The organism is Polaromonas sp. CG_23.6 (genome assembly GCF_029892315.1).
Taxonomy (GTDB): Bacteria; Pseudomonadota; Gammaproteobacteria; order Burkholderiales; family Burkholderiaceae_C; genus Polaromonas.
Genome location: NZ_JARXUY010000001.1, coordinates 2,940,445 through 2,962,431, shown reverse-complemented (window position 1 = coordinate 2,962,431; position 21,987 = coordinate 2,940,445). Strand labels below are relative to the sequence as shown.

23 protein-coding genes and 1 tRNA gene are annotated in these 21,987 nt (G+C 57.1%); all 24 read left to right on the top strand.

Annotated features, from left to right (window positions below; all coding sequences use genetic code 11):
- The first annotated feature begins 14 nt into the window (after positions 1-14).
- The 24 genes from H4V98_RS13975 to nuoK all read left to right on the top strand — a co-directional run bounded on the left by H4V98_RS13975 (position 15) and on the right by nuoK (position 21,981).
- On the top strand, positions 15-767 hold the full coding sequence (locus tag H4V98_RS13975; RefSeq protein WP_196863564.1) for an ABC transporter ATP-binding protein: 753 nt from the start codon (positions 15-17) through the stop codon (positions 765-767).
- Complete coding sequence (locus H4V98_RS13970) at positions 764-1,543, top strand: ABC transporter permease (protein WP_280757596.1); 780 nt, start codon at positions 764-766, stop codon at positions 1,541-1,543. Before H4V98_RS13975 ends, H4V98_RS13970 begins: the two co-directional genes overlap by 4 nt.
- Positions 1,540-2,583: an ABC transporter substrate-binding protein gene (locus tag H4V98_RS13965; RefSeq protein ID WP_196863562.1), complete on the top strand. Its 1,044-nt coding sequence runs from the start codon at positions 1,540-1,542 to the stop codon at positions 2,581-2,583. Before H4V98_RS13970 ends, H4V98_RS13965 begins: the two co-directional genes overlap by 4 nt.
- Entirely contained in the window at positions 2,580-3,377 is a 798-nt protein-coding gene (locus tag H4V98_RS13960) for a 3-oxoacyl-ACP reductase (protein ID WP_196863561.1), read from the top strand. The genes H4V98_RS13965 and H4V98_RS13960 overlap by 4 nt, the downstream gene beginning before the upstream one ends.
- 63 nt (positions 3,378-3,440) lie before the next feature.
- The gene (gene tsaD / locus H4V98_RS13955; protein ID WP_196863645.1) at positions 3,441-4,502 is read left to right on the top strand and encodes a tRNA (adenosine(37)-N6)-threonylcarbamoyltransferase complex transferase subunit TsaD; all 1,062 of its coding nucleotides are present in this window, start codon (positions 3,441-3,443) and stop codon (positions 4,500-4,502) included.
- 83 nt (positions 4,503-4,585) lie between these two features.
- Complete coding sequence (locus H4V98_RS13950) at positions 4,586-5,851, top strand: branched-chain amino acid ABC transporter substrate-binding protein (protein WP_196863560.1); 1,266 nt, start codon at positions 4,586-4,588, stop codon at positions 5,849-5,851.
- Positions 5,852-5,881: 30 nt separating this feature from the next.
- Positions 5,882-7,087 (top strand): pyridoxal phosphate-dependent aminotransferase, encoded by a 1,206-nt coding sequence (locus H4V98_RS13945; protein WP_280757858.1) that lies wholly within the window; start codon positions 5,882-5,884, stop codon positions 7,085-7,087.
- 137 nt (positions 7,088-7,224) lie between these two features.
- Positions 7,225-7,491 carry a 30S ribosomal protein S15 gene (rpsO, locus tag H4V98_RS13940; protein ID WP_196863558.1) on the top strand — a complete coding sequence of 89 codons (267 nt, stop codon included), beginning with the start codon at positions 7,225-7,227 and terminating at the stop codon, positions 7,489-7,491.
- Between the two features lie 275 nt (positions 7,492-7,766).
- Positions 7,767-9,875 (top strand): polyribonucleotide nucleotidyltransferase, encoded by a 2,109-nt coding sequence (pnp, locus tag H4V98_RS13935; RefSeq protein ID WP_196863557.1) that lies wholly within the window; start codon positions 7,767-7,769, stop codon positions 9,873-9,875.
- Between the two features lie 78 nt (positions 9,876-9,953).
- Positions 9,954-10,940, top strand: coding sequence for an NAD(P)H-quinone oxidoreductase (locus H4V98_RS13930; protein ID WP_196863556.1), 987 nt, complete (start codon positions 9,954-9,956; stop codon positions 10,938-10,940).
- Positions 10,941-10,966: 26 nt separating this feature from the next.
- Complete coding sequence (tpiA, locus tag H4V98_RS13925) at positions 10,967-11,725, top strand: triose-phosphate isomerase (protein WP_196863555.1); 759 nt, start codon at positions 10,967-10,969, stop codon at positions 11,723-11,725.
- A 33-nt stretch (positions 11,726-11,758) separates the two neighbouring features.
- Complete coding sequence (secG, locus tag H4V98_RS13920) at positions 11,759-12,172, top strand: preprotein translocase subunit SecG (RefSeq protein ID WP_196863554.1); 414 nt, start codon at positions 11,759-11,761, stop codon at positions 12,170-12,172.
- Positions 12,173-12,290: 118 nt separating this feature from the next.
- Positions 12,291-12,375, top strand: a tRNA-Leu gene (locus H4V98_RS13915).
- 125 nt (positions 12,376-12,500) lie between these two features.
- Positions 12,501-12,860 (top strand): NADH-quinone oxidoreductase subunit A, encoded by a 360-nt coding sequence (locus tag H4V98_RS13910; RefSeq protein WP_196863553.1) that lies wholly within the window; start codon positions 12,501-12,503, stop codon positions 12,858-12,860.
- Between the two features lie 61 nt (positions 12,861-12,921).
- Positions 12,922-13,401, top strand: a complete 480-nt coding sequence (locus H4V98_RS13905; protein WP_011800826.1) for an NADH-quinone oxidoreductase subunit B — start codon at positions 12,922-12,924, stop codon at positions 13,399-13,401.
- Positions 13,401-14,015 (top strand): NADH-quinone oxidoreductase subunit C, encoded by a 615-nt coding sequence (locus tag H4V98_RS13900; RefSeq protein WP_196863552.1) that lies wholly within the window; start codon positions 13,401-13,403, stop codon positions 14,013-14,015. The genes H4V98_RS13905 and H4V98_RS13900 overlap by 1 nt, the downstream gene beginning before the upstream one ends.
- 23 nt (positions 14,016-14,038) lie before the next feature.
- Positions 14,039-15,292, top strand: a complete 1,254-nt coding sequence (locus tag H4V98_RS13895) for an NADH-quinone oxidoreductase subunit D (RefSeq protein WP_196863551.1) — start codon at positions 14,039-14,041, stop codon at positions 15,290-15,292.
- A gap of 16 nt (positions 15,293-15,308) precedes the next feature.
- Entirely contained in the window at positions 15,309-15,794 is a 486-nt protein-coding gene (gene nuoE, locus H4V98_RS13890; RefSeq protein WP_196863644.1) for an NADH-quinone oxidoreductase subunit NuoE, read from the top strand.
- 4 nt (positions 15,795-15,798) lie between these two features.
- The gene (gene nuoF / locus H4V98_RS13885) at positions 15,799-17,220 is read left to right on the top strand and encodes an NADH-quinone oxidoreductase subunit NuoF (protein ID WP_196863550.1); all 1,422 of its coding nucleotides are present in this window, start codon (positions 15,799-15,801) and stop codon (positions 17,218-17,220) included.
- A gap of 19 nt (positions 17,221-17,239) precedes the next feature.
- On the top strand, positions 17,240-19,384 hold the full coding sequence (nuoG, locus tag H4V98_RS13880; RefSeq protein ID WP_280757595.1) for an NADH-quinone oxidoreductase subunit NuoG: 2,145 nt from the start codon (positions 17,240-17,242) through the stop codon (positions 19,382-19,384).
- A complete protein-coding gene (gene nuoH, locus H4V98_RS13875; RefSeq protein WP_196863548.1) occupies positions 19,381-20,460 on the top strand; it encodes an NADH-quinone oxidoreductase subunit NuoH in 1,080 nt (359 codons plus the stop codon). Before nuoG ends, nuoH begins: the two co-directional genes overlap by 4 nt.
- Positions 20,461-20,471: 11 nt before the next feature.
- The gene (gene nuoI, locus H4V98_RS13870; RefSeq protein ID WP_029524391.1) at positions 20,472-20,969 is read left to right on the top strand and encodes an NADH-quinone oxidoreductase subunit NuoI; all 498 of its coding nucleotides are present in this window, start codon (positions 20,472-20,474) and stop codon (positions 20,967-20,969) included.
- 50 nt (positions 20,970-21,019) lie between these two features.
- A complete protein-coding gene (locus H4V98_RS13865) occupies positions 21,020-21,673 on the top strand; it encodes an NADH-quinone oxidoreductase subunit J (RefSeq protein WP_196863547.1) in 654 nt (217 codons plus the stop codon).
- On the top strand, positions 21,673-21,981 hold the full coding sequence (nuoK, locus tag H4V98_RS13860) for an NADH-quinone oxidoreductase subunit NuoK (protein WP_036810385.1): 309 nt from the start codon (positions 21,673-21,675) through the stop codon (positions 21,979-21,981). The genes H4V98_RS13865 and nuoK overlap by 1 nt, the downstream gene beginning before the upstream one ends.
- Positions 21,982-21,987 lie beyond the last annotated feature (6 nt).

The window sequence follows — 21,987 nt, the reverse complement described above, 5'->3', positions numbered from 1 at the left end:
AACGGGCGCCAGCCATGAGTTTCCTGGACATGGCGCAGGTCAGCTACACCTATCCGGGCTGGCCGGCCGTGGTTGACCGGGTGGACTGGCGCATCGCGCAGGGCGAGTTCCATTGCCTGGTGGGCCGCAGCGGCTGCGGCAAGACCACGCTGCTCAAACTGGCTGCCGGCTTGCTGCAGCCCAGCGCCGGGGTGATACGCCTGCAAGGCGTGCCGCACACCCGGCCGGGCCCCGAACTGGGCTTTGTCTTTCAGTCGCCGACATTGCTGGAGTGGCGCACCGTGCTTGACAACGTGCTGCTGCCGCTGTCGCTGCGCCATCCGCCTGCGCTGCAGGAAGTGGCCAAGGCGCGCGAACTGTTGTCGCTGATGGGCCTGTCGGCCCTGGAAAATCACTACCCGCGCCATCTGTCGGGCGGCCAGCAAAGCCGGGTGGCGATTGCCCGTGCGCTGGTCGTCGAGCCCGCCTTGCTGCTGCTGGACGAGCCGTTTGCTTCGCTCGACGCCATCACCCGCGAAGACCTGCAGGACGATCTGCTGGCGCTGTGCCGCCTGCGCCAGACCACGGTGTTTTTCGTCACGCATGACATCAGCGAAGCGGTCTACCTGGCCGACCGGGTGGCCGTGATGGCGGGCGGGCGCATCTGCCAGGACCTGCCGGTGGCGCTGCCCCGGCCGCGCGGACGCGACGTGCGCTACAGCCCGGCCTTCAACGCGCTGTGCGCGCAGCTCAGGGCGGGCATGGATGGCAGTGGAGGCGCGCAATGAGCGCTCGCCGAACCCACTTTTTTGCCTGGCTGCTGTTTGCTGCCGGGCTGCTGGTCTGGGAGATGGCGGCGCGCGAGCTCAAGCTGTCGGCGCTGGTGCTGCCTCCGCCGTCTCTGGTGTTTGACGCGCTGTACAAAGGCTTGCTGTCGGGCTACCTGGGGCCGCACCTCGTGCAGACGGTGCTGGAGCTGGTGCTGGGACTGGTGGCCGGCGGCGTGCTGGGGTTGGTCGGCGGCGTGGCGCTGGGTGAATCGCCCAGCCTGCGGCGCCTGTTGATGCCTTATGTCATCACCAGCCAGGTCGTTCCCAAGCTGGCGCTGGCGCCGCTGTTCATTGTCTGGTTCGGCTTTGGCATGACCTCGACGGTGGTGATCACGGCGCTTGTGTGCTTTTTCCCGCTGATGGAAAACACCATGACCGGATTGGGTCAGGTCGACCGGCAGCGGCTGGAGCTGTTTCGCATGCTGGGCGCCACGCGCTGGCAGACGCTGCTGCGGCTCAAGCTGCCCTCGGCGCTGCCCGGCATCCTGGGCGGCTTTCGCGTGGCCGTGGTGCTGGCGCTGGTCGGCGCTGTCGTCGGCGAGTTCATTGGCGGCAGTTCCGGCCTGGGCGCGCTCATCATTGCCGCGCAGGGCATGATGGACACGCCGCTGATGTTTGCCGTGCTGGTGCTCATCACCTTGCTCGGCCTGCTGCTGTACCAGTTGTCTATCCTGCTTGAAAAACGCCTGCTGGCGTCACGTATCACCCTGCTTCCCAAACAAACTCCATCATGAAAAAAATCTTGCATTCTTCGCTTGCCCGTCGCTCATTTACCCGGCTGGCTGCAGCTGCCACCGCTGTCGCACTGCTTAACCCCAGCCTGGCCGGCACCGCCTTGGCCGCATCAGCTGCGCCGCCCGCCAGCCTGGAGAAATTCGTTGTTGCCGGCTGGAGCAAGCCGATCACCGAAGTGACCAACCTGCTTGTCGATGAAGACAAGGGTTTTTTCAAGGCCAAAGGCATTGAGTTGCGTTACGTACCGGGCGCGGGTGGCGGCGACGCGCTGCGCAACCTGCTGACCGGACAAGCCGATATCGCCTTCACCGACCCGGGTTCCTTTTTCTCGGCGCTGGAAAAAGGGGAAAAGCTGCGTGCCATTTACGACATCTATCCGCAAAACGTCTTCAACGTGGTCTCGCTCAAGGGCAGCAATATCAACAAGCCGGCAGACCTGAAAGGCAAAAAGATTGGCGTGTACAGCCTGTCCAGCGGCACGCGGCAGAACCTTCTGGTGCTGCTGCATCAGGCCGGTCTGAGCGAGTCGGATGTGACTATTGTGGTGACAGGCTTGCTCAATTTCGCGCCACTGATGCAGGGCCAGGTGGATGCCACCGCCGCCACCGACACGGGCTTGCTGGTTGGCCGGCAAAAAGGTCTTGCCGATGTCAATGTCATGGAGGTGAAGGACACCCTGAACGTCTCTAGCGACCTGTTTGTCGTGCGCGAGGATACCTATCAGCAAAAAAAGCCGCTGCTGCGCCAGTTTCTGGCAGCTTACCGCGACAGCGCCGCCTGGATGATCAGGCAACCCGACGAGGCGGCTGCGCTGGCGGTTAAATATGCGATTGACGGCAAGGACGCTGCCATCAATCGCGAAATCATCGGCCTGCGCAACCTGGCCAGTGTGTCGGCCATGACGCGCAAAAACGGGCTGGGTGCTTTTGACCTCGCGGTGCTGCAAAAAGCCGCTGACACCTACCTTGCGCTGGGGCTGGTGCAGCGCCCCATCAAGGTTTCGGAGGTGGTTAGCCAGGACCTGCTGCCCGCGCCATGAGCACCGCAGCCCACGGCGCAAATGCCCTGAAATTCAAGGGTCAGGTGGTGCTGGTCACCGGCGCCAGCCGGGGCATAGGTGCGGCCATTGCGCTGGCCTTCGCCCGCGAAGGCGCGCTGGTGGTCGTCAACTACCTGCGTAACGAAGCGGCCGCCAATGCGGTGGTGGCGCGCTGCCAGGACGTGGGCGGCGATGGCCTGGCGATTCAGGCCGATGTCTGTTCCGAAGCGGCGGTTCAGGCCATGGTGGCGCAGGTACTGGACGAAGTCGGCCGCCTCGACGTGGTGGTCAACAACGCGTTCAGGGCCTTCAGCTTCGACCCCGACCAGCGCAAGATGTTTTGGGAACTGGCCTGGAGCGACTACGAGGCGCAGGTGGACGGCGCGGTTCACGCCGCCTACAACGTTTGCCAGGCCGTGCTGCCGCATTTCAGGCAGCGCGCCCGGGGCAGCATCGTCAACATGGTGAGCGATCTGGTCGAGCGGCCGTCCATTCCTTACCATGACTACACCACGGCCAAGTCCGCGCTGGTGGGCTTCAGCCGCAACCTGGCCGTCGAGCTGGGGCCGCTGGGCATACGCGTCAACTGCGTCGCGCCCGGACTGGTCTATCCCACGTCGGCCAGCCAGGGGACGCCTGAAGAGGTCAAGGCGATGATCGTCGGCCAAACGCCGCTGCGCCGGGTGGCCACGCCCGACGACGTGGCCGGGCCGGTGCTCTTCTTGGCCTCGGACTGGAGCCGCTTCATGACGGGCCAGGTGCTGTTTGTCGATGGCGGGCTGGTGATGAAGTAGGGTGGGCAATGCTGGCCTAGGGGCTTAAGCGCGTCGCCTAAACTAGCCGCCATGTTTGAAAAAATGCTGGTTCTTGGAATTGAGTCGAGTTGTGATGAAACCGGCGTGGCGCTGGTCGATGCCAGCGGCACAGGCGTGCCGCGCCTGCTGTCGCACGCCTTGTTCAGCCAGATTGCCATGCACCAGCCCTTTGGCGGCGTGGTGCCCGAGCTGGCCAGCCGCGACCACATCCGGCGCGTGCTGCCGCTGACGCAGGAAGTCATGCAAAGCGCACAGCGCACGCTGGCCGATGTCGATGTGGTGGCCTACACGCGCGGCCCGGGCCTGGCCGGCGCCCTGTTGGTCGGTGCCGGCGTGGCGTGTTCACTCGCCGCTGCGCTGGGCAAGCCGGCGATGGGCGTGCACCATCTTGAAGGCCATTTGCTGTCGCCTTTTCTGAGTGCCGATCCGCCCGAATTCCCGTTCGTGGCGCTGCTGGTGTCGGGAGGGCATACCCAGTTGATGCGGGTCGATAGCGTCGGCAGCTACGAGCTGCTTGGCGAAACGATTGACGATGCAGCCGGTGAGGCTTTCGACAAGTCGGCCAAGCTGATGGGCATGCCTTATCCGGGCGGGCCGCACCTGGCAAAACTCGCCCTTGAAGGCGACGGTGCGGCCTTCAAGCTGCCCCGGCCCTTGCTGCACAGCGGCAACCTGGATTTTTCATTCGCCGGCCTGAAGACCGCCGTGCTGACGCAGGCCAAAAAGTTGGGCGACGACCTGGAAAGCCGAAAGGCCGACCTGGCCGCGTCCACGCAGGCGGCCATCGTCGACGTGCTGGTCAAAAAAACGTTGGCTGCCCTGTCGCAAACCGCGCTTAAGCGGCTGGTGGTGGCAGGCGGCGTTGGCGCCAACGCCTTGCTGCGCAGCCAGCTCAATGCGGCTTGCCGGCAGCGCGGTATCCGCGTGCATTACCCCGAGCTGGCGTTCTGCACCGACAACGGCGCGATGATCGCCATGGCCGCCGGCATGCGTCTGCAGGCCGGACTGGTCGATTTGCAGGGGCTTCAGGGCAGCTACACCTTTGACGTGAAGCCGCGCTGGAATCTTTCGGAATTCCAGCCCCGACCCGTTCCGATGGGCTGAACGCCTGATCATTCGGCGGGCTCGACCACGTCTGTCTGGCTTGCATTCTGACGCCATCAACACAGGAATTTCTCTCTTCTCTTATGCAAATTATTTTCAAGCGCACCGCCGCCGCCTTGGGTCTTAGCCTTTCATTGCTGGCCCAGGCGCAGCCCGTTTCCCCGCCGCCGGTGCGCATCGCGCTGATCGAAAGCCTGTCTGGTTCCTTTGCCAACACCGGGGAGGCCGTGTTCCGCAACCTGGTCTGGGCCACCGAACGCGTCAATGCGCGCGGTGGCGTCAAACTGGCCGACGGTGCGCACAACCTGGTGGTTGAGCGCTACGACAACAAGGGCCAGAACGAGGAATCGCTGGCTGCCCTGCGTTCGGCGATTGACGACGGCGTGACCGTGATCGCACAGGGCAATTCGTCGGCTGTGGCGGCGGCACTGATCGATGCCATCAACAAACACAACGAACGCGAGCCCGGCAAGCGCGTGCTGTTCCTGAACTATTCGGCGGTTGATCCCATTTTGACAAACGAGAAGTGCAGCTATTGGCATTTCCGCTTCGACGCCCATGCCGACATGCGCATGGCTGCGCTGATGGACGTGTTCAAGGACGATGCGGCGGTCAAAAAGGTCTATCTGATCGGCCAGGACTACAGCTTTGGCCAGGCCGTGCTGCGCGAAGGGCGCAAGCAAATTGAGGCGCAGCGGCCCGATGTACAGATCGTCGGCGACGAGTTGCATCCAATCGGCCGCGTCAAGGATTTCATTCCCTATGCGGCCAAGATCAAGTCCAGCGGCGCGCAGGCGGTGCTGACGGGGAACTGGGGCAATGACCTGACGCTGCTCATCAAGGCTGCCAGGGAAGTCGGCTACGACGGCAAGTTCTACACCTTCTATGGCAATGCGCTGGGCGTGCCCGCTGCGCTCGGCGATGCCGGTGTCGGCAAGGTGATTGCCGTGGCCGACTGGTTCCCCAACACGCCGGGCGCGGCCTCGGAGAATTTCTACCAGTCGTTTCGCCAGCGCTTTCCCCGGCCGCAGGACGACTATGTCCACATGCGCATGCAACTGATGGTGGAAACGCTGGCCCAGAGCCTGGAAAAAGCCGGCAGCAGCGAAGCAGGTGCCGTCGCCGCGCAGATGGAAAATGCCACAGTAAATTTTTCTGGTTTCAAGGGCCGCATGCGTGCCAGCGACCACCAGTTTCAGCAGCCACTGGCGGTGGCCATGATGGGCAAGCAGGGCGCGCCTGGCGTTAAATTCGATGTTGAGGGATCGGGCTACGGTTTTCGCATCATCAAGGCCATTTCAGCCCAGCGCGCCGAGCAGCCGACCACCTGCCAAATGGTCCGCCCCTGAGCTTTTATCCTGCCGATTTCATTTTTTTCAATCTCAAAAAGGGCGTACATGCGACAGACAGTCCTGAATCTCGAGGAATCCATGATCCGTCAGGTGGCCAATGCGGGCATGGGCCGCAGCGACGTGCTGAAGTTCTGGTTTGGCGAAAGCGACGAGGCCACACCTGCGTTTATCCGCGATGCCGCGATTGCTTCGCTTCAGTTGGGCGAAACGTTTTACGCGCACAACCTCGGCTTGCCGGAGTTGCGCGACGCCATTGCCGCGTATTCCACCGGCCTGCGTTGCCCAGGCGCCGCACCGATTCGGGTCGACCGCATTGCCGTGACCTCGGGCGGTGTCAATGCGCTGATGCTCGCCGTGCAGGCGCTGGTCGATGCAGGTGACGAGGTGGTTGCGGTGACGCCGGTCTGGCCCAACCTGACGGCGCAGCCGATGATCATGGGCGCCAAGCTGCGCTGCGTCAGCCTCAAGCCGGTGGCAGGCGAATGGCGGCTTGACATGGCTGAGCTGCTCGCTGCCATCACGCCGGCCACCAAACTGCTGATCGTCAATGCGCCGAACAATCCCACCGGCTGGACGATGAGCCGGGCCGAGCAGGCTTCGATCCTGGCGCATTGCCGATTGACCGGTACCTGGATTCTGGCCGACGAGGTCTATGAGCGGCTGTACTTTGATCACACGCCCAATGGCTGCGCGCCCAGCTTTCTGGACATTGCCGACCCCGAAGACCGGTTGGTTGTGGCGCACAGTTTTTCCAAGAGTTTTTTGATGACCGGCTGGCGCCTGGGCTGGCTGGTGATGCCGGCGTCAATGACACCGCACATGGGCAAGCTGGTGGAGTTCAATACCTCCTGTGCGCCGGTGTTCATCCAGCGTGCCGGGCTGGTCGCGCTGCAGGGGACCAACGACGTCACGCCCCAACTGGTGGCGCACCTGAAAACCTGCCGCGATACGCTGGTGCCGCTGCTGCAGGCACTGCCCGGTGTGGAAGTGGCCACCCCCAAGGGCGGCATGTACGCTTTTTTCAGGCTGTCCGACCAAGACCGATTCGGTGATTCGCTGGAAACCGCCAAGCGCCTGGTGGTCGAGGCCGGGCTCGGCCTGGCGCCAGGCAATGCCTTCATGGTCAACCCGACACCACAAGCGCAGGGTTGGATGCGCTGGTGTTTTGCCAGCCACGATGTGGTCAGGCTGGAGCAGGGCGTGCAGCGGTTGCAGCGATGGCTTGCGCTATAATGTGAGGCTCTGAGATGTATGCGGCGGCTTGAAAAAGCAGCCCGTACCACCAGAAATCACGACGAAAGCGGTCATCTCCCAATTGTGGGAAATCTGCTTCGCTCGCCAGTCGCAACACCGTTGCAAGAGGAAAACCCATGATCGCAAAATCAATCAAGGCCGAGATTGTCAAGGATAATGCCCGTTCCGCCACCGACACCGGCAGTCCTGAAGTCCAGGTCGGCCTGCTGACTGGCCGTATCAACGAATTGATGCCCCACTTCAAGACCCATGCGAAAGATCACCACGGTCGCCGCGGCCTGCTGCGCATGGTGAGCCGCCGCCGCAAGCTGCTGGACTACCTGAAGTCCAGGGATGCAGGCCGCTACATTGCGCTGATTGCCAAGCTTGGCCTGCGTAAATAATCGGTAAACCCATCGAAAAGCGCCTGAGTTAGTTCACTAGCTCAGGCGTTTTGCACTTCAAAACTGCAAAAAAACCTGTTCAAACTTCAGTCGTGCCCATGGTGTGACTGATGACTTCGGAGCAAGGCCCAGTGAGCACGCGCTGTGTCATTCCACAAGACAAGCCCTGCAGAGTTCCACTTGCAGGCGTTTTATGGAATGGCATCGTGTTCAACCAGCCGCCGCTCCGGGCTTTCGGTACAGCCTGACGTGCCCTGAAAAAATGGAGAAAACACATGAGCATTTTCAATAAAGTCACCAAGTCCTTTCAGTGGGGCCAACACAAGGTCACGATGGAGACTGGCGAAATGGCGCGCCAATCCGGCGGCGCCGTGCTGCTGGACATGGACGGCACTGTCGTTCTGGCCACCGTGGTCGCCAAGAAGGATGCCAAGCCCGGCCAGGATTTTTTCCCGCTGACCGTTGACTACCTGGAAAAGACCTATGCCGCAGGCCGTATTCCCGGCAGCTTTTTCAAACGCGAAGGCCGCCCGAGCGAATTCGAAACGCTGACCTCGCGCCTGATCGACCGCCCTATCCGCCCGCTGTTTCCCGAAGGCTTTTTCAACGAAGTGCAGGTCGTGATCCACGTGCTGTCGCTCAACCCTGAAGTCGAAGGCGACATTCCCGCGCTGATCGCTTCGAGTGCCGCGCTGGCGATTTCCGGCATTCCGTTCAACGGCCCGATCGGCGCGGCCCGCGTGGCCTGCATCGGTGGCGAGTTCGTGCTGAACCCCGGCAAGACCCAGCTCAAGGATTCCACCATGGACCTGGTCGTGGCCGGTACCGAAGTCGCCGTGCTGATGGTCGAGTCCGAAGCCAAACAGTTGTCCGAAGAAATCATGCTGGCCGCCATCGTGTTTGGCCACGAGCAGGGCAACATTGCCATCAACGCCATCCATGAACTGGTGCGCGATGCCGGCAAGCCGGTCTGGGACTGGCAGGCGCCCGCCAAGGACGAGGTGCTAATCGCCAAGGTCGGTGCGCTGGCCGAGGAAAAGCTGCGCGCTGCCTACCAGATCCGCAACAAGCAGGCCCGCACACAGGCCACGCGTGAAGTAACCGCTTTGACCAAGACCGGCCTGAAGGCCGAAGGCGTCGAATTTGACGGCGTGACCGTCGAAGGGATGCTGTTCGACATCGAAGCCAAGATCGTCCGTAGCCAGATCCTGGCCGGTGACCCACGCATCGACGGCCGCGACACGCGCACCGTTCGCCCGATTGAAATCCGCAACAGCGTGCTGCCGCGCACCCACGGTTCGGCGCTGTTCACGCGTGGCGAAACCCAGGCGCTGGTCGTCACCACGCTGGGCACCGAGCGCGACGCGCAGCGTATCGACGCCCTGAGCGGCGACTACGAAGACCGTTTCATGCTGCACTACAACATGCCTCCGTTCGCCACTGGCGAAACCGGCCGTGTCGGTAGCCCGAAGCGCCGCGAAATCGGCCACGGACGTCTGGCCAAGCGTGCGCTGATCGCCGTGCTGCCTAGCAAGGAAGAATTCCCGTACACCATGCGCGTGGTCAGCGAGATCACCGAGTCCAATGGCTCGTCGTCGATGGCTTCGGTCTGCGGTGGCTGCCTGTCGCTGATGGACGCCGGTGTGCCGATGAAAGCGCATGTGGCGGGCATCGCCATGGGCCTGATCAAGGAAGACAACCGTTTTGCCGTGCTGACCGACATCCTGGGTGACGAAGATCATCTGGGCGACATGGACTTCAAGGTGGCCGGCACCACGTTCGGTATCACCGCGCTGCAGATGGACATCAAGATCCAGGGCATCACCAAGGAAATCATGCAGGTCGCGCTGGCCCAGGCCAAGGAAGCCCGCATGCACATTCTGGGCAAAATGCAGGAAGCCATGGGCCAGGCGAATGCCGAAGTGTCCGACTTTGCGCCTCGCCTGTACGTCATGAAGATCAACCCCGAGAAAATCCGCGACGTGATCGGCAAGGGCGGTGCTGTCATTCGCGCGCTGACCGAGGAAACCGGCACGCAGATCAACATCGAGGAAGACGGCACCATCACCATCGCCTCGAACGACAGCGCCAAGGCTGATGAAGCCAAGCGCCGCATCGCCGAAATCACCGCTGAAGTCGAAATCGGCAAGGTCTACGAAGGCGCGATCACCAAGATCCTGGACTTCGGTGCGCTGGTCAATTTGATGCCCGGCAAGGACGGTCTGCTGCACATCAGCCAGATCGCCCACGAGCGTGTCGAGAAGGTCACCGACTACCTCCAGGAAGGCCAGATCATCAAAGTCAAGGTCATGGAAACTGATGAAAAAGGCCGCGTCAAGCTTTCCATGAAGGCACTGCTGGACCGTCCTGTTCATCAGGGTTGATTCGTAATTCGCTATAGATTTTGTAGCTGTCAGTGCATGCTTGGTGTGCGCTGGCAGCACAAATGACCGGGAAACATCATGAGAGTCATTGAAATCACTTCTTTTGGCGCGCCTGAAGTGCTTCAGATGGGTACGCGTCCAGACCCTGTGTGGGCTGCAGGCGAAGTGCTAATCCGCGTGCGTGCCAGCGGCATCAACCGTCCTGACGTGCTGCAGCGCACTGGCAATTACCCAGTGCCGCCCGGCGCGTCCGACATCCCCGGGCTGGAAGTGGCCGGCGAGATCGTCAACGGTGATGCTGCTGCGATGTCGGCGGCCGATTTGAAAATCGGCGACCGGGTGTGTGCTTTGGTCGCGGGTGGAGGTTATGCCGAACTGTGCGTAGCGCCTGTCGGGCAATGCCTGCCAGTGCCTGAGGGGCTGAGCGACACCGAGGCAGCCTCGCTGCCTGAGACGTTTTTTACCGTGTGGAGCAATGTCTTTGAACGTGCACGTCTGCAAAAAGGCGAAACCCTGCTTGTGCAGGGCGGCTCCAGCGGCATCGGCGTGACTGCGATCCAGATTGCCAAAGCGATGGGCGCCACAGTGCTGGCGACAGCAGGCACTGACGAAAAGTGCGCGGCCTGCGTGGCACTCGGCGCCGACCATGCGATCAACTACAAAACCAATGATTTCGTCGAGCAGGTCAAGACGCTGACGAAAGGGCAGGGCGTCGATGTCATCCTCGACATGGTCGGCGGCTCTTACGTCGCGCGTGAGGTCGAATGCCTGGCCGAGGATGGCCGGCTCGTCATCATTGCCGTGCAGGGCGGTGTCAAGGCCGAGTTCAACGCCGGCATGGTGTTGCGCAGGCGGCTGACGATCACCGGATCGACCCTGCGGCCACGTTCGCTGGAATTCAAGACGGCCATTGCAGCGGCGCTGAAGGAAAAGGTCTGGCCTTTGATCTCCAGCGAGGCGATCAAGCCCGTTATTCACAGCACCTTTGCTGCAGCCGACGCTTCCCGTGCGCACACCCTGATGGAATCGAACCGGCACATAGGCAAGATCGTCCTGACCTGGTAATCAGCAGGCAACACCCAAAGAACCTTATGAAAAAGCTGATTGCAGGAAACTGGAAAATGAACGGCAGTGTGGCTGCCAATGAAGAACTGCTAGCGGCCCTTGCTGCAGGGCTGGCACAAGGCCAGGTCTGCGAAGTGGCCGTGTGTGTCCCCGGACCTTATTTGATGCAAGTCCAGTCCCTGATGTCGAAATACACGGCGCTGTCGGCTTTGGACCTGGGCGCGCAGGACGTGTCTGCTCAGGGTTCGGGCGCATACACCGGCGAGGTCAGTGCTGACATGCTCAAGGAGTTTGGATGTCGCTACGCCATTGTCGGCCATTCAGAACGACGCCAATACCATGCTGAAACCGATGCGCTGGTGGCTGAAAAAGCCAGGGCCGCGCTCGCAGCAGGCGTCACACCCATCGTTTGTGTAGGTGAAACGTTGGCTGAGCGTGAAGCTGGCCGAACTGAAGAAGTCGTCAAGCGCCAACTGGCGGCCGTGATCCATGCCAACGGGCACTGCATCAGCGAGGTGGTGGTTGCTTATGAGCCGGTCTGGGCCATCGGTACAGGCAAGACCGCCTCACCAGAAGAAGCCCAGGCCGTGCATGCGGTGCTCAGGGCTCAGTTGAAAGCGGCGACCGACCAGTCGGCCCGTATCAAGATACTGTATGGCGGCAGCATGAACGCTGCCAATGCAGCTACTTTGCTGGCCCAGCCGGACATTGACGGAGGGCTGATAGGCGGTGCTTCGCTCAAGGCTCCTGACTTTTTGAAAATTATTGCTTCTGCGTCGGTTTGACGGGCAGAATTCGCTACTAAATTAGGAGTAATCATGAATTTTTTACTGACTGCAGTACTGGCCGTCCAAATGTTGTCCGCGCTGGCGATGGTGGGCCTCATTCTGGTTCAGCATGGCAAGGGCGCCGACATGGGTGCAGCCTTTGGCAGCGGCGGTTCTGGAAGCTTGTTCGGCGCCAGTGGAAGTGCCAATTTTCTGTCACGCACGACCGGGGTACTGGCTGCGTTGTTCTTTGCCTGCACCCTCTTGCTTGCTTATTTTGGAGGGGTGCAACAGCCTCGCAGCGGTTCGAGTGTTCTGGACGGTATGGCTGTCATGGCTCCAGCCCTTCCCGCATCAGGCGCAGCGCAAATTCCTGGCACATCTGCACCCGCATCTGTCAATACGGCAGTTCCTTCAGTACCAGTTGTGCCTGCTTCAGGCGCGGGTCAAATTCCCACGAAATAAGACAACAAAGCCAAGGCTTCAAAGTGAAACCTTGCGATTTCAGGGTAAACTCTAAGACTGTCTGGAAAGCAAAAAAGCTGCAAAGTTTCCTCAAGCCATCCAGGCAAAAGCAAGTATCGCGGACGTGGTGAAATTGGTAGACACGCTATCTTGAGGGGGTAGTGCCGAAAGGTGTGCGAGTTCGAGTCTCGCCGTCCGCACCAAATTGAATAGTATCGGCAGCATGCCCCGGTGGCTGCTTTCGGCTCAAACGGCAAACTCGCACAAGCCGTGCAGGCAATCTGCGCGGCTTTCTTTGCGAGTGGCTTTTCAAAAGTTGAAACCCACGATGAACCTCGACCAATACCTTCCTGTTCTCTTGTTTGTCTTGGTGGGTGTGGGTGTCGGTATCTTGCCGATGGTCTTGGGTCGCTTGCTGGGGCCTGTCCGGCCGGACAGCGAAAAGAACTCTCCTTACGAATGCGGTTTTGAGGCTTTCGAAGACGCCCGCATGAAGTTCGACGTGCGTTACTACCTGGTCGCCATCCTGTTCATCCTTTTTGATCTTGAAATTGCTTTTCTGTTTCCGTGGGCGGTTTCACTCAAGGAAATTGGCCCGCTTGGATTTTGGTCGGTCATGGTTTTTCTTGGCATCTTGGTCGTCGGATTCGTCTACGAGTGGAAAAAAGGTGCGCTGGACTGGGAATAAGAGTGCGCTGTACTGGGGTTTAGGAAAAGCCTTACAAAGGTGTTTTCAAAAGGATACGGGTATGTCACTTGAAGGTGTTTTCAAAGAAGGCTTTGTGACCACGAGCTACGACTCGGTGGTCAACTGGGCCAAGACCGGTTCACTATGGCCCATGACCTTTGGTCTGGCTTGCTGTGCCGTGGAAATGATGCATGCGGGTGCTGCGCGCTATGACATTGACCGTTTTGGTATGTTGTTTCGACCCAGCCCGCGTCAATCCGATCTCATGATCGTTGCCGGAACCTTGTGCAACAAGATGGGCCCGGCGCTACGCAAGGTTTACGATCAAATGGCAGAGCCGCGTTGGGTGATTTCCATGGGGTCGTGTGCCAATGGCGGTGGTTATTACCATTACAGTTATTCCGTCGTTCGTGGCTGTGATCGTATCGTGCCGGTGGATGTGTATGTGCCCGGTTGCCCACCAACCGCAGAGGCATTGCTTTACGGCATTATCCAGTTGCAACAGAAGATTCGCCGGACCAACACGATTGCGAGGGCTTGATGACATTGTCCTCTCCTCCTGTTTCAATTTCACAGTTGGCTGAAACGATTGCATCGGCATTGGCTGGCAAAGCTAAAACAGTCAAGATTGCACTTGGGGAAATCACAGTAACTGTGTCGGCTTCCGATTATCTGGTGGCCGCAACATTGCTTCGTGATACTCCAGCATGCAAATTTGAGCAATTAATGGACCTTTGCGGACTGGACTATTCCGAATACAAAAATGGCCAATATGATGGCCTGCGCTATTGTGTTTCGTTGCATTTGTTATCTGTCAGTCTTAACCAACGGGTCCGGCTAAAAGTATTTTGTCCCGACGACGATTTTCCTGTAATCGATTCGGTCAACGGCATATGGAATTCCGCCAATTGGTTCGAGCGTGAGGCTTTTGACCTTTATGGCATTGTTTTTGAGGGTCACAACGACCTGCGTCGCATTCTGACTGACTATGGTTTTATTGGACATCCGTTTCGCAAAGATTTTCCAACCACCGGTCATGTGGAAATGCGTTACGACGCCGAGCAAAAACGTGTAATTTATCAGCCTGTCACCATCGAGCCGCGCGAGATGATTCCCCGCGTGATTCGCGAGGAAAACTACGGCGGTCTTCAATAGGCGGTTTTCGCAAGAGATTAGACATGGCTGAAATTAAAAACTACACGCTCAATTTTGGACCGCAGCATCCGGCAGCGCATGGCGTTTTGCGCCTTGTGCTCGAACTTGACGGAGAAGTGATCCAGCGCGCCGACCCGCATATCGGACTACTGCACCGAGCAACCGAAAAACTGGCCGAAAGCAAAACTTATATTCAGTCTTTGCCTTATATGGACAGACTTGACTATGTGTCAATGATGTGCAATGAGCATGCGTACTGCCTGGCCATCGAAAAACTGATTGGTGTGGATGTGCCGGTTCGGGCGCAATACATCCGTGTGATGTTTTCCGAAGTCACCCGTTTGCTCAACCACTTGATGTGGCTGGGCGCGCACGGCATCGACTGCGGCGCAATGAATATGTTGATTTATTGCTTTCGCGAGCGCGAAGTGCTGTTCGATATGTACGAGGCGGTGTCTGGCGCCCGCATGCATGCAGCGTATTTCCGTCCGGGTGGGGTGTACCGCGACCTGCCTGAAAGCATGTCGCAGTACAAGGTCAACAAGATTCGCAATGCCAAGGCGATTGATGCTTTGAACGAAAATCGTCAAGGCTCGCTGCTGGACTTCATCGACGACTTTGTGAAAAAGTTTCCAAAGCTGGTTGATGAATATGAAACCCTCTTGACCGATAACCGCATCTGGAAACAGCGCACCGTCGGCGTCGGCGTGGTGTCACCCGAGCGGGCATTGAATCTGGGTTTTACCGGTCCCATGCTCAGAGGTTCGGGCTTCGCCTGGGATCTGCGCAAACAGCAACCCTACGAAGTCTATGAGCATATGGATTTCGATATTCCGGTGGGTAAAACCGGTGACTGCTATGACCGCTATCTGGTGCGTATTGCCGAAATGCGCCAGTCCAATCGAATCATCAAGCAGTGCGTGGACTGGCTGCGTGTCAATCCTGGACCAGTGATCACCAGCAACCACAAGGTGGCACCTCCGAACCGCGAATCCATGAAGTCAAACATGGAAGAGCTGATTCACCATTTCAAGTTGTTCACTGAAGGTTTTCACGTGCCAGAAGGTGAGGCCTATGCCGCCGTCGAGCATCCCAAGGGTGAGTTTGGCATCTATATCGTCAGTGATGGCGCTAACAAACCATACCGGCTGAAGATCCGTCCACCTGGTTTTTCCCATCTTGCGGCCATGGATGAAATGGCCCGCGGTCACATGATTGCCGATGCCGTGGCGGTGATTGGCACGATGGATATCGTGTTTGGTGAAATTGACCGCTAACCGTATGACTTCTTCAATGATTTCTGAAAAAACTCAAGCGCTTTTTGACCGCGAAGTTGCAAAGTATCCATCTGACCAGAAGCAGTCGGCTGTCATGGCCTGCCTGCAGATCGTGCAGCAGGAACAGGGCTTTGTCAGCGCTGAAAGCGAAAAAATAGTGGCTGAATATTTGGGCATGGCACCAATTGCAGTTCATGAAGTCACGACCTTCTACAACATGTACAACCAGCGCCCAGTGGGCAAGTACAAGTTCAATGTCTGCACGAATCTGCCTTGCCAGTTGCGTGACGGTGCCAAGGCGCTGCACCATCTTGAGCAAAAACTCGGTATCGTGATGGGTGAAACAACGGCAGACGGCTTGTTCACGCTTCAGCAGTCTGAATGTCTGGGTGCTTGTGCCGATTCGCCGGTGATGCTGGTGAATGACATCCACATGTGCAGTTTCATGAGCAACGAAAAACTGGACCAGCTGGTTGATGGTCTAAAAATAGCGAAGGCTTAAGTCTATGACGCTTCCATTAAATTCCGGCGAAAACGCAATTGCCGAGTCCTTGCTGTCGCAATTTACAGCCACTGGGGTGCAGTCCTGCTTTCATGGCAGACATATCCACCCGCAAATCCTTGCCGATCTTGATGGTAGTAATTGGCGCCTTGATGACTACGAAGCCCGTGGCGGCTATCAAGCGTTGCGCAAAATTCTTGGCCAGGATGGTGGCGCTGGATTAACGCCCGACCAAGTCATTGCCGAAGTCAAGGCCAGCGGCTTGCGAGGCCGGGGTGGTGCGGGTTTTCCGACCGGTCTCAAGTGGAGCTTCATGCCACGCCAGTTCCCGGGTCAGAAGTATCTGGTCTGCAATTCTGATGAAGGCGAGCCAGGCACCTGCAAAGACCGTGACATCATGCAATACAACCCGCACAGCGTGATCGAAGGAATGGCGATTGCTGCTTATGCCATGGGTATCAGCGTCGGCTACAACTACATCCACGGCGAAATTTTTGCCACTTATCGCCGTTTCGAGGCAGCGCTGGATGAAGCGCGTGTTGCAGGCTTGTTGGGTGACGGTATTCTGGGAAGCGGCTTCAATTTCCAGCTTCATGCGTCGCATGGTTTTGGTGCCTATATTTGCGGTGAAGAAACCGCTCTGCTGGAGTCCCTGGAAGGCAAGAAGGGCCAACCGCGTTTCAAGCCGCCGTTTCCGGCAAGCTTCGGGCTGTATGGCAAGCCCACCACCATCAACAACACCGAAACCTTTGCTGCCGTGCCATGGATCATCCGCAATGGTGGCTCGGCCTACCTTGAGTGCGGCAAGCCAAACAATGGCGGCACCAAGATTTATTCAGTTTCCGGCGATGTTGAATTGCCTGGAAACTACGAAGTCCCGATGGGAACGCCCTTCGCCAAACTGCTGGAGTTGGCTGGCGGTGTTCGCAAGGGTCGCACACTCAAGGCTGTGATTCCAGGTGGGTCATCGTCGCCGGTGTTGCCTGCGACCATCATGATGGAATGCACCATGGACTATGACTCGATTGCCAAAGCTGGATCCATGCTGGGCTCAGGGGCAGTGATCGTTATGGATGATTCCCGCTGCATGGTCGAGTCTTTGAAGCGTCTTTCATACTTTTACATGCATGAATCGTGCGGTCAATGTACACCATGTCGCGAAGGAACGGGCTGGCTGTGGCGTGTGGTGGACCGCATCCACAACGGACTTGGTCGTGCCAGCGATCTGGACCTGCTCAATTCGGTAGCCGACAACATTCAGGGGCGAACGATTTGCGCCTTGGGCGATGCCGCAGCCATGCCGGTGCGCGCCATGATCAAGCACTATCGACATGAATTTGAAGCGATGATTCCAAAAATTGAATCACCTCCTGCCATGAATCCAAGCACCGTTCAGTCGATCAGTCGAACTGCGGCACAAGCCTGAACTGCGGAAAGAAAAAAATATGGTTGAAATAGAACTGGACGGCCAGAAGGTAGAGGTGCTTGAAGGCAGCACGGTGATGCATGCAGCTGAAAAAGCAGGTACCTATATTCCGCATTTCTGTTATCACAAGAAGCTGAGCATTGCCGCCAACTGCCGCATGTGCCTCGTCGACGTGGAAAAGGCGCCTAAACCCATGCCTGCATGCGCTACACCTGTCACGCAAGGCATGGTCGTGCACACCAAGAATGATAAAGCCATCAAAGCCCAGAAGGGCGTGATGGAATTTTTGCTGATAAATCATCCTTTGGACTGCCCGATTTGTGATCAGGGTGGAGAATGCCAACTGCAGGATCTTGCTGTAGGCTACGGCGCTGGTGAATCCCGGTATCAGGAAGAAAAGCGCATAGTTTTCCACAAGGATGTGGGACCCTTGGTTTCTATGCAGGAAATGAGCCGTTGCATACACTGCACCCGTTGCGTTCGTTTTGGACAGGAATTGGCCGGCGTGATGGAGTTGGGCATGTCGCACCGAGGCGAGCATGCTGAAATTGAAACTTTTGTGGGCATGTCGGTGGACTCGGAATTGTCCGGCAACATGATTGATCTTTGCCCGGTGGGCGCACTGACCAGCAAGCCGTTTCGCTACAGCGCCCGTACTTGGGAGTTGTCGCGCCGCAAGTCGGTCAGTCCTCATGACTCGACAGGTGCCAACCTGATCGTCCAGGTCAAGCATGACAAAGTAATGCGCGTGCTGCCGCTTGAAAACGAAGCTGTCAACGAATGCTGGATTGCAGACCGCGACCGTTTTTCCTATGAAGCCCTTAATACCGATGACAGGCTAACTCGCCCCATGCTCAAGCAGGGCGGTGAATGGAAAACGGTTGACTGGCAAACTGCACTTGAATATGTCGCCAATGGACTGAAACAGATCAAAACAGAGTACGGTGCCGACAGCATTGGCACACTTGCAAGCCCTCACAGCACGCTGGAAGAACTCCATTTGGCGTCTTCCCTGATGCGCGGGATTGGCAGCGAAAATATTGACTATCGCTTGCGCAATGCAGATTTCACCTCATCATCTTTGATTCGATGGCTCGGCACTTCCATTGCTTCGCTGTCGCAACTGCAGCGCGTCCTGGTGGTTGGCTCCAACCTGCGCAAGGACCATCCCTTGTTTGCACTGCGTATCAGGCAGTCGATCCGAAATGGCTGTGTGCTCAGTACGGTTAATTCTCTGAAAGAACTGCCCATAACGGATGCATGGGCAATGCCTGTCTCCAACGCGCTGCTGGCATCGTCTGAAAACTGGGCGCAATCGCTGGCCAATGTTGCCGCGGCAATTGCTGTTGAAAAGGGAGTGATCGCTCCCGTTTCCGGCGAAATCACTGAGACGGCAAAAGCAATAGCACTGTCTTTGATGAGTGGTGAGCGCAAAGCGATCCTGCTTGGTAATGCCGCTGCGCATCATGCCAATGCTTCCAGTCTGCTGGCACTGGCCAACTGGATAGGAGAGCAATGCGCCGCCAGCGTGGGTTTCCTGACGGAAGCTGCCAACACCGTTGGCGCACAATTCGTTAATGCACTCCCAGGCAAAGGGGGGTTGAATGCAGGCCAGATGCTCGATGGAAGACTCAAGGCCGTAATTCTGCTGAACAGCGAACCTGAATTCGATTCTGCTCCCGGTGTTCAATCCAAAGCTTCACTTAATTCTTCACAGATGGTTGTCACCTTGAGTCCTTTCAAGGCCAACATGAGTTTCAGCGATGTGATGTTGCCGATTTCTCCTTTTACCGAAACTCCAGGCACTTTTATCAACGCTGAAGGTCGTATCCAGAGTTTTCATGCAGTGGTCAAGCCCAATGGGGAAACGCGTCCTGCATGGAAAGTCCTGCGCGTACTGGCCAATTTGCTGGGTTTGTCAGGCTTTAATTTTGAATCGTCAAGCGATGTGCTAAAGAGCATTGGTGATGCCGGTGCCAGTCACATTGCTTCAGATCGATTGGGCAATTCAATCAAGCACGAGGTGGATGTTTCTGCCGTGAGTGGTCCTGCACCAGTGGTGGCAAGCATTTACCAACTCGATGGGTTGGTCAGACGTGCTACTTCGTTGCAGCTGACAGCCGATGCGCGTAAGGCTGCAAGTTTTGAAGGGTCGGGCGCATGATTGATGGAATATATGCAACGGGGCAAGGCTTGATGGGAGGAATTTGGCCTGCCACTGTCTGGCCTGTTCTCTGGGTGCTTATCAAAATTGTGGCAGTACTGGCACCGCTGATGGGATGCGTGGCTTATCTCACTTTATGGGAAAGAAAAGCCATTGGTTTTACACAGGTTCGCCTTGGTCCAAATCGAATCGGACCATTCGGCCTCCTGCAGCCGATTGCTGATGCACTCAAGCTGCTGACCAAAGAAATCATCATTCCCACAGCAGCCAGCAAGGGCTTGTTCGTGTTGGGTCCGATCATGACCATCATGCCAGCACTTGCAGCCTGGGCGGTGATTCCGTTTGGTCCTGATGTGGCGTTGGCCAATGTGAACGCTGGCTTACTGTTTATCATGGCCATCACTTCTCTGGAAGTTTACGGCGTCATCATTGCTGGCTGGGCTTCAAATTCCAAGTATGCGTTTTTGGGTGCAATGCGCGCATCGGCACAAATGGTGAGCTATGAAATCGCAATGGGCTTTTGCCTTGTGGTGGTGCTGATGGTTTCCGGCAGCTTGAACATGACAGATATTGTCATGAGCCAAGGCTCAGGCATGGCTGCCAGCAGGGGCCTTACCTTCCTGTCATGGAACTGGCTGCCTTTGCTGCCTATCTTCGTCGTATATTTTATTTCCAGTCTGGCAGAAACCAACCGTCACCCGTTCGACGTGGTGGAAGGCGAATCTGAGATCGTGGCTGGTCACATGGTGGAATATTCGGGCATGTCGTTTGCCATGTTCTTTTTGGCTGAATACGCCAACATGATTCTGGTTTCTGTTCTTTGTGTGCTGTTGTTCCTCGGCGGCTGGTTGTCGCCAATTGACCATGCATTGTTCAACTGGATTCCCGGCTGGATCTGGTTGGGTCTGAAGAGTTTCGTGGTCGTCACGATTTTTCTATGGGTTCGTTCAACATTTCCACGCTTTCGCTACGACCAGATCATGCGCTTGGGTTGGAAAATCTTTATACCTGTAACCCTGGTCTGGTTGGTGGTCGTTGGGGCCTGGATGCAGACCTCTTACAACATCTGGAAATAGGCAAAAAAGTCATGTCTGCTGTCGCATCCGTCAAGGATTTTGTCTCAAGTTTCATGTTGACCGAACTGCTCAAGGGCATGGCCCTGACCGGAAAATACATGTTCAGCCGCAAAATCACGATTCAGTTCCCTGAAGAAAAAACCCCATTGAGTCCACGTTTTCGCGGACTGCATGCATTACGCAGATACGAAAATGGAGAAGAGCGCTGCATTGCGTGCAAGCTTTGCGAAGCGGTGTGTCCGGCGCTTGCGATCACTATTGAATCGGATGTTCGCGAAGACGGCAGCCGACGTACATCGCGTTACGACATTGATCTGACCAAATGCATTTTTTGTGGATTTTGCGAAGAAAGCTGTCCGGTCGATTCCATTGTTGAAACACATATTCTGGAATACCACGGTGAAAAGCGGGGGGACTTGTATTTCACCAAAGAAATGCTGCTGGCCGTAGGCGACCGTTATGAGAGCGAAATTGCTGCCAACCGGGCGGCAGATGCCAAATACCGCTGAAAAATCGGCTCCATTGTTCGCTTTTGTAAGTAGAAAGAATCCCATTCAACATGGACGCTAAAACAGGTCTTTTTTACGTGTTTGCCGCAATACTGCTCTTTGCGGCGTTTCGCGTCATCACTGCACGCAATCCGGTGCACGCTGCACTTTTTCTGGTACTGGCATTTTTTCAGGCATCTGCTATCTGGATTTTGCTTGAAGCCGAGTTTTTGGCGATCACTCTGGTGTTGGTTTACGTGGGTGCTGTGATGGTGCTTTTCCTTTTCGTGGTGATGATGCTGGACATCAACCTGGACAGCGCAAGAAAGGGATTTTGGAAGCATTTTCCGCTGGCTGGAACAGTGGGCGCGGTTATTGCACTGGAAATGTCATACGTCTTGATGGGTGGTTTTCGTGAGCCGCCACAAGGTGCATCAGCCGCTGTGCCAGGCGACCTTGCGGCCCAGGTGTCCAACACCAAGGAATTGGGAAAGTTGCTTTATTCGCAATATATCTATCCACTTGAAATCGCAGCCGTGATTTTGCTGGTGGCCATTATTGCGGCTATTGCCTTGACCTTGCGTGAGCGCAAGGATTCTAAGCGAACCAATCCGGCAGAGCAGGTTCGTGTGAAGGCACAAGACCGTGTCAGGCTTGTCAAGATGAAATCAGTTGTTGCCGCACCTGACATTTTGCCTGCCGCATCGCTTGAGGAAAAAAAATAATGATGCTTACTCTTGGACATTTTCTTTCACTTGGCGCCATGCTTTTTGCCCTGTCTGTCATTGGTATTTTTTTGAACCGGAAAAATCTTATCGTGCTGCTCATGGCCATTGAACTAATGTTATTGGCCGTGAATATGAATTTTGTTGCATTTTCTTATTATCTGAATGACATGGCGGGCCAGGTATTTGTATTTTTCATACTGACTGTCGCGGCGGCAGAATCTGCCATTGGTCTCGCGATTCTGGTGCTGCTGTTCCGCAATAAATCCAGTATCAACGTCGACGACCTCAATACGCTTCAGGGTTGACAACAA

Excerpts from the sequence above, each read along its gene's own strand:
- H4V98_RS13970 (WP_280757596.1), top strand. The coding sequence starts at position 764 with ATGAGCGCTCGCCGAACCCACTTTTTTGCCTGGCTGCTGTTTGCTGCC.
- H4V98_RS13865 (WP_196863547.1), top strand. The coding sequence starts at position 21,020 with ATGGACGCTAAAACAGGTCTTTTTTACGTGTTTGCCGCAATACTGCTC.
- secG (WP_196863554.1), top strand. The coding sequence starts at position 11,759 with ATGAATTTTTTACTGACTGCAGTACTGGCCGTCCAAATGTTGTCCGCG.
- H4V98_RS13905 (WP_011800826.1), top strand. The coding sequence starts at position 12,922 with ATGTCACTTGAAGGTGTTTTCAAAGAAGGCTTTGTGACCACGAGCTAC.
- H4V98_RS13950 (WP_196863560.1), top strand. The coding sequence starts at position 4,586 with ATGCAAATTATTTTCAAGCGCACCGCCGCCGCCTTGGGTCTTAGCCTT.
- H4V98_RS13895 (WP_196863551.1), top strand. The coding sequence starts at position 14,039 with ATGGCTGAAATTAAAAACTACACGCTCAATTTTGGACCGCAGCATCCG.
- nuoF (WP_196863550.1), top strand. The coding sequence starts at position 15,799 with ATGACGCTTCCATTAAATTCCGGCGAAAACGCAATTGCCGAGTCCTTG.
- H4V98_RS13910 (WP_196863553.1), top strand. The coding sequence starts at position 12,501 with ATGAACCTCGACCAATACCTTCCTGTTCTCTTGTTTGTCTTGGTGGGT.
- H4V98_RS13975 (WP_196863564.1), top strand. The coding sequence starts at position 15 with ATGAGTTTCCTGGACATGGCGCAGGTCAGCTACACCTATCCGGGCTGG.
- H4V98_RS13900 (WP_196863552.1), top strand. The coding sequence starts at position 13,401 with ATGACATTGTCCTCTCCTCCTGTTTCAATTTCACAGTTGGCTGAAACG.
- nuoK (WP_036810385.1), top strand. The coding sequence starts at position 21,673 with ATGATGCTTACTCTTGGACATTTTCTTTCACTTGGCGCCATGCTTTTT.
- nuoG (WP_280757595.1), top strand. The coding sequence starts at position 17,240 with ATGGTTGAAATAGAACTGGACGGCCAGAAGGTAGAGGTGCTTGAAGGC.
- nuoI (WP_029524391.1), top strand. The coding sequence starts at position 20,472 with ATGTCTGCTGTCGCATCCGTCAAGGATTTTGTCTCAAGTTTCATGTTG.
- rpsO (WP_196863558.1), top strand. The coding sequence starts at position 7,225 with ATGATCGCAAAATCAATCAAGGCCGAGATTGTCAAGGATAATGCCCGT.
- H4V98_RS13960 (WP_196863561.1), top strand. The coding sequence starts at position 2,580 with ATGAGCACCGCAGCCCACGGCGCAAATGCCCTGAAATTCAAGGGTCAG.
- tsaD (WP_196863645.1), top strand. The coding sequence starts at position 3,441 with ATGCTGGTTCTTGGAATTGAGTCGAGTTGTGATGAAACCGGCGTGGCG.
- H4V98_RS13930 (WP_196863556.1), top strand. The coding sequence starts at position 9,954 with ATGAGAGTCATTGAAATCACTTCTTTTGGCGCGCCTGAAGTGCTTCAG.
- pnp (WP_196863557.1), top strand. The coding sequence starts at position 7,767 with ATGAGCATTTTCAATAAAGTCACCAAGTCCTTTCAGTGGGGCCAACAC.
- nuoH (WP_196863548.1), top strand. The coding sequence starts at position 19,381 with ATGATTGATGGAATATATGCAACGGGGCAAGGCTTGATGGGAGGAATT.
- H4V98_RS13965 (WP_196863562.1), top strand. The coding sequence starts at position 1,540 with ATGAAAAAAATCTTGCATTCTTCGCTTGCCCGTCGCTCATTTACCCGG.
- nuoE (WP_196863644.1), top strand. The coding sequence starts at position 15,309 with ATGATTTCTGAAAAAACTCAAGCGCTTTTTGACCGCGAAGTTGCAAAG.
- tpiA (WP_196863555.1), top strand. The coding sequence starts at position 10,967 with ATGAAAAAGCTGATTGCAGGAAACTGGAAAATGAACGGCAGTGTGGCT.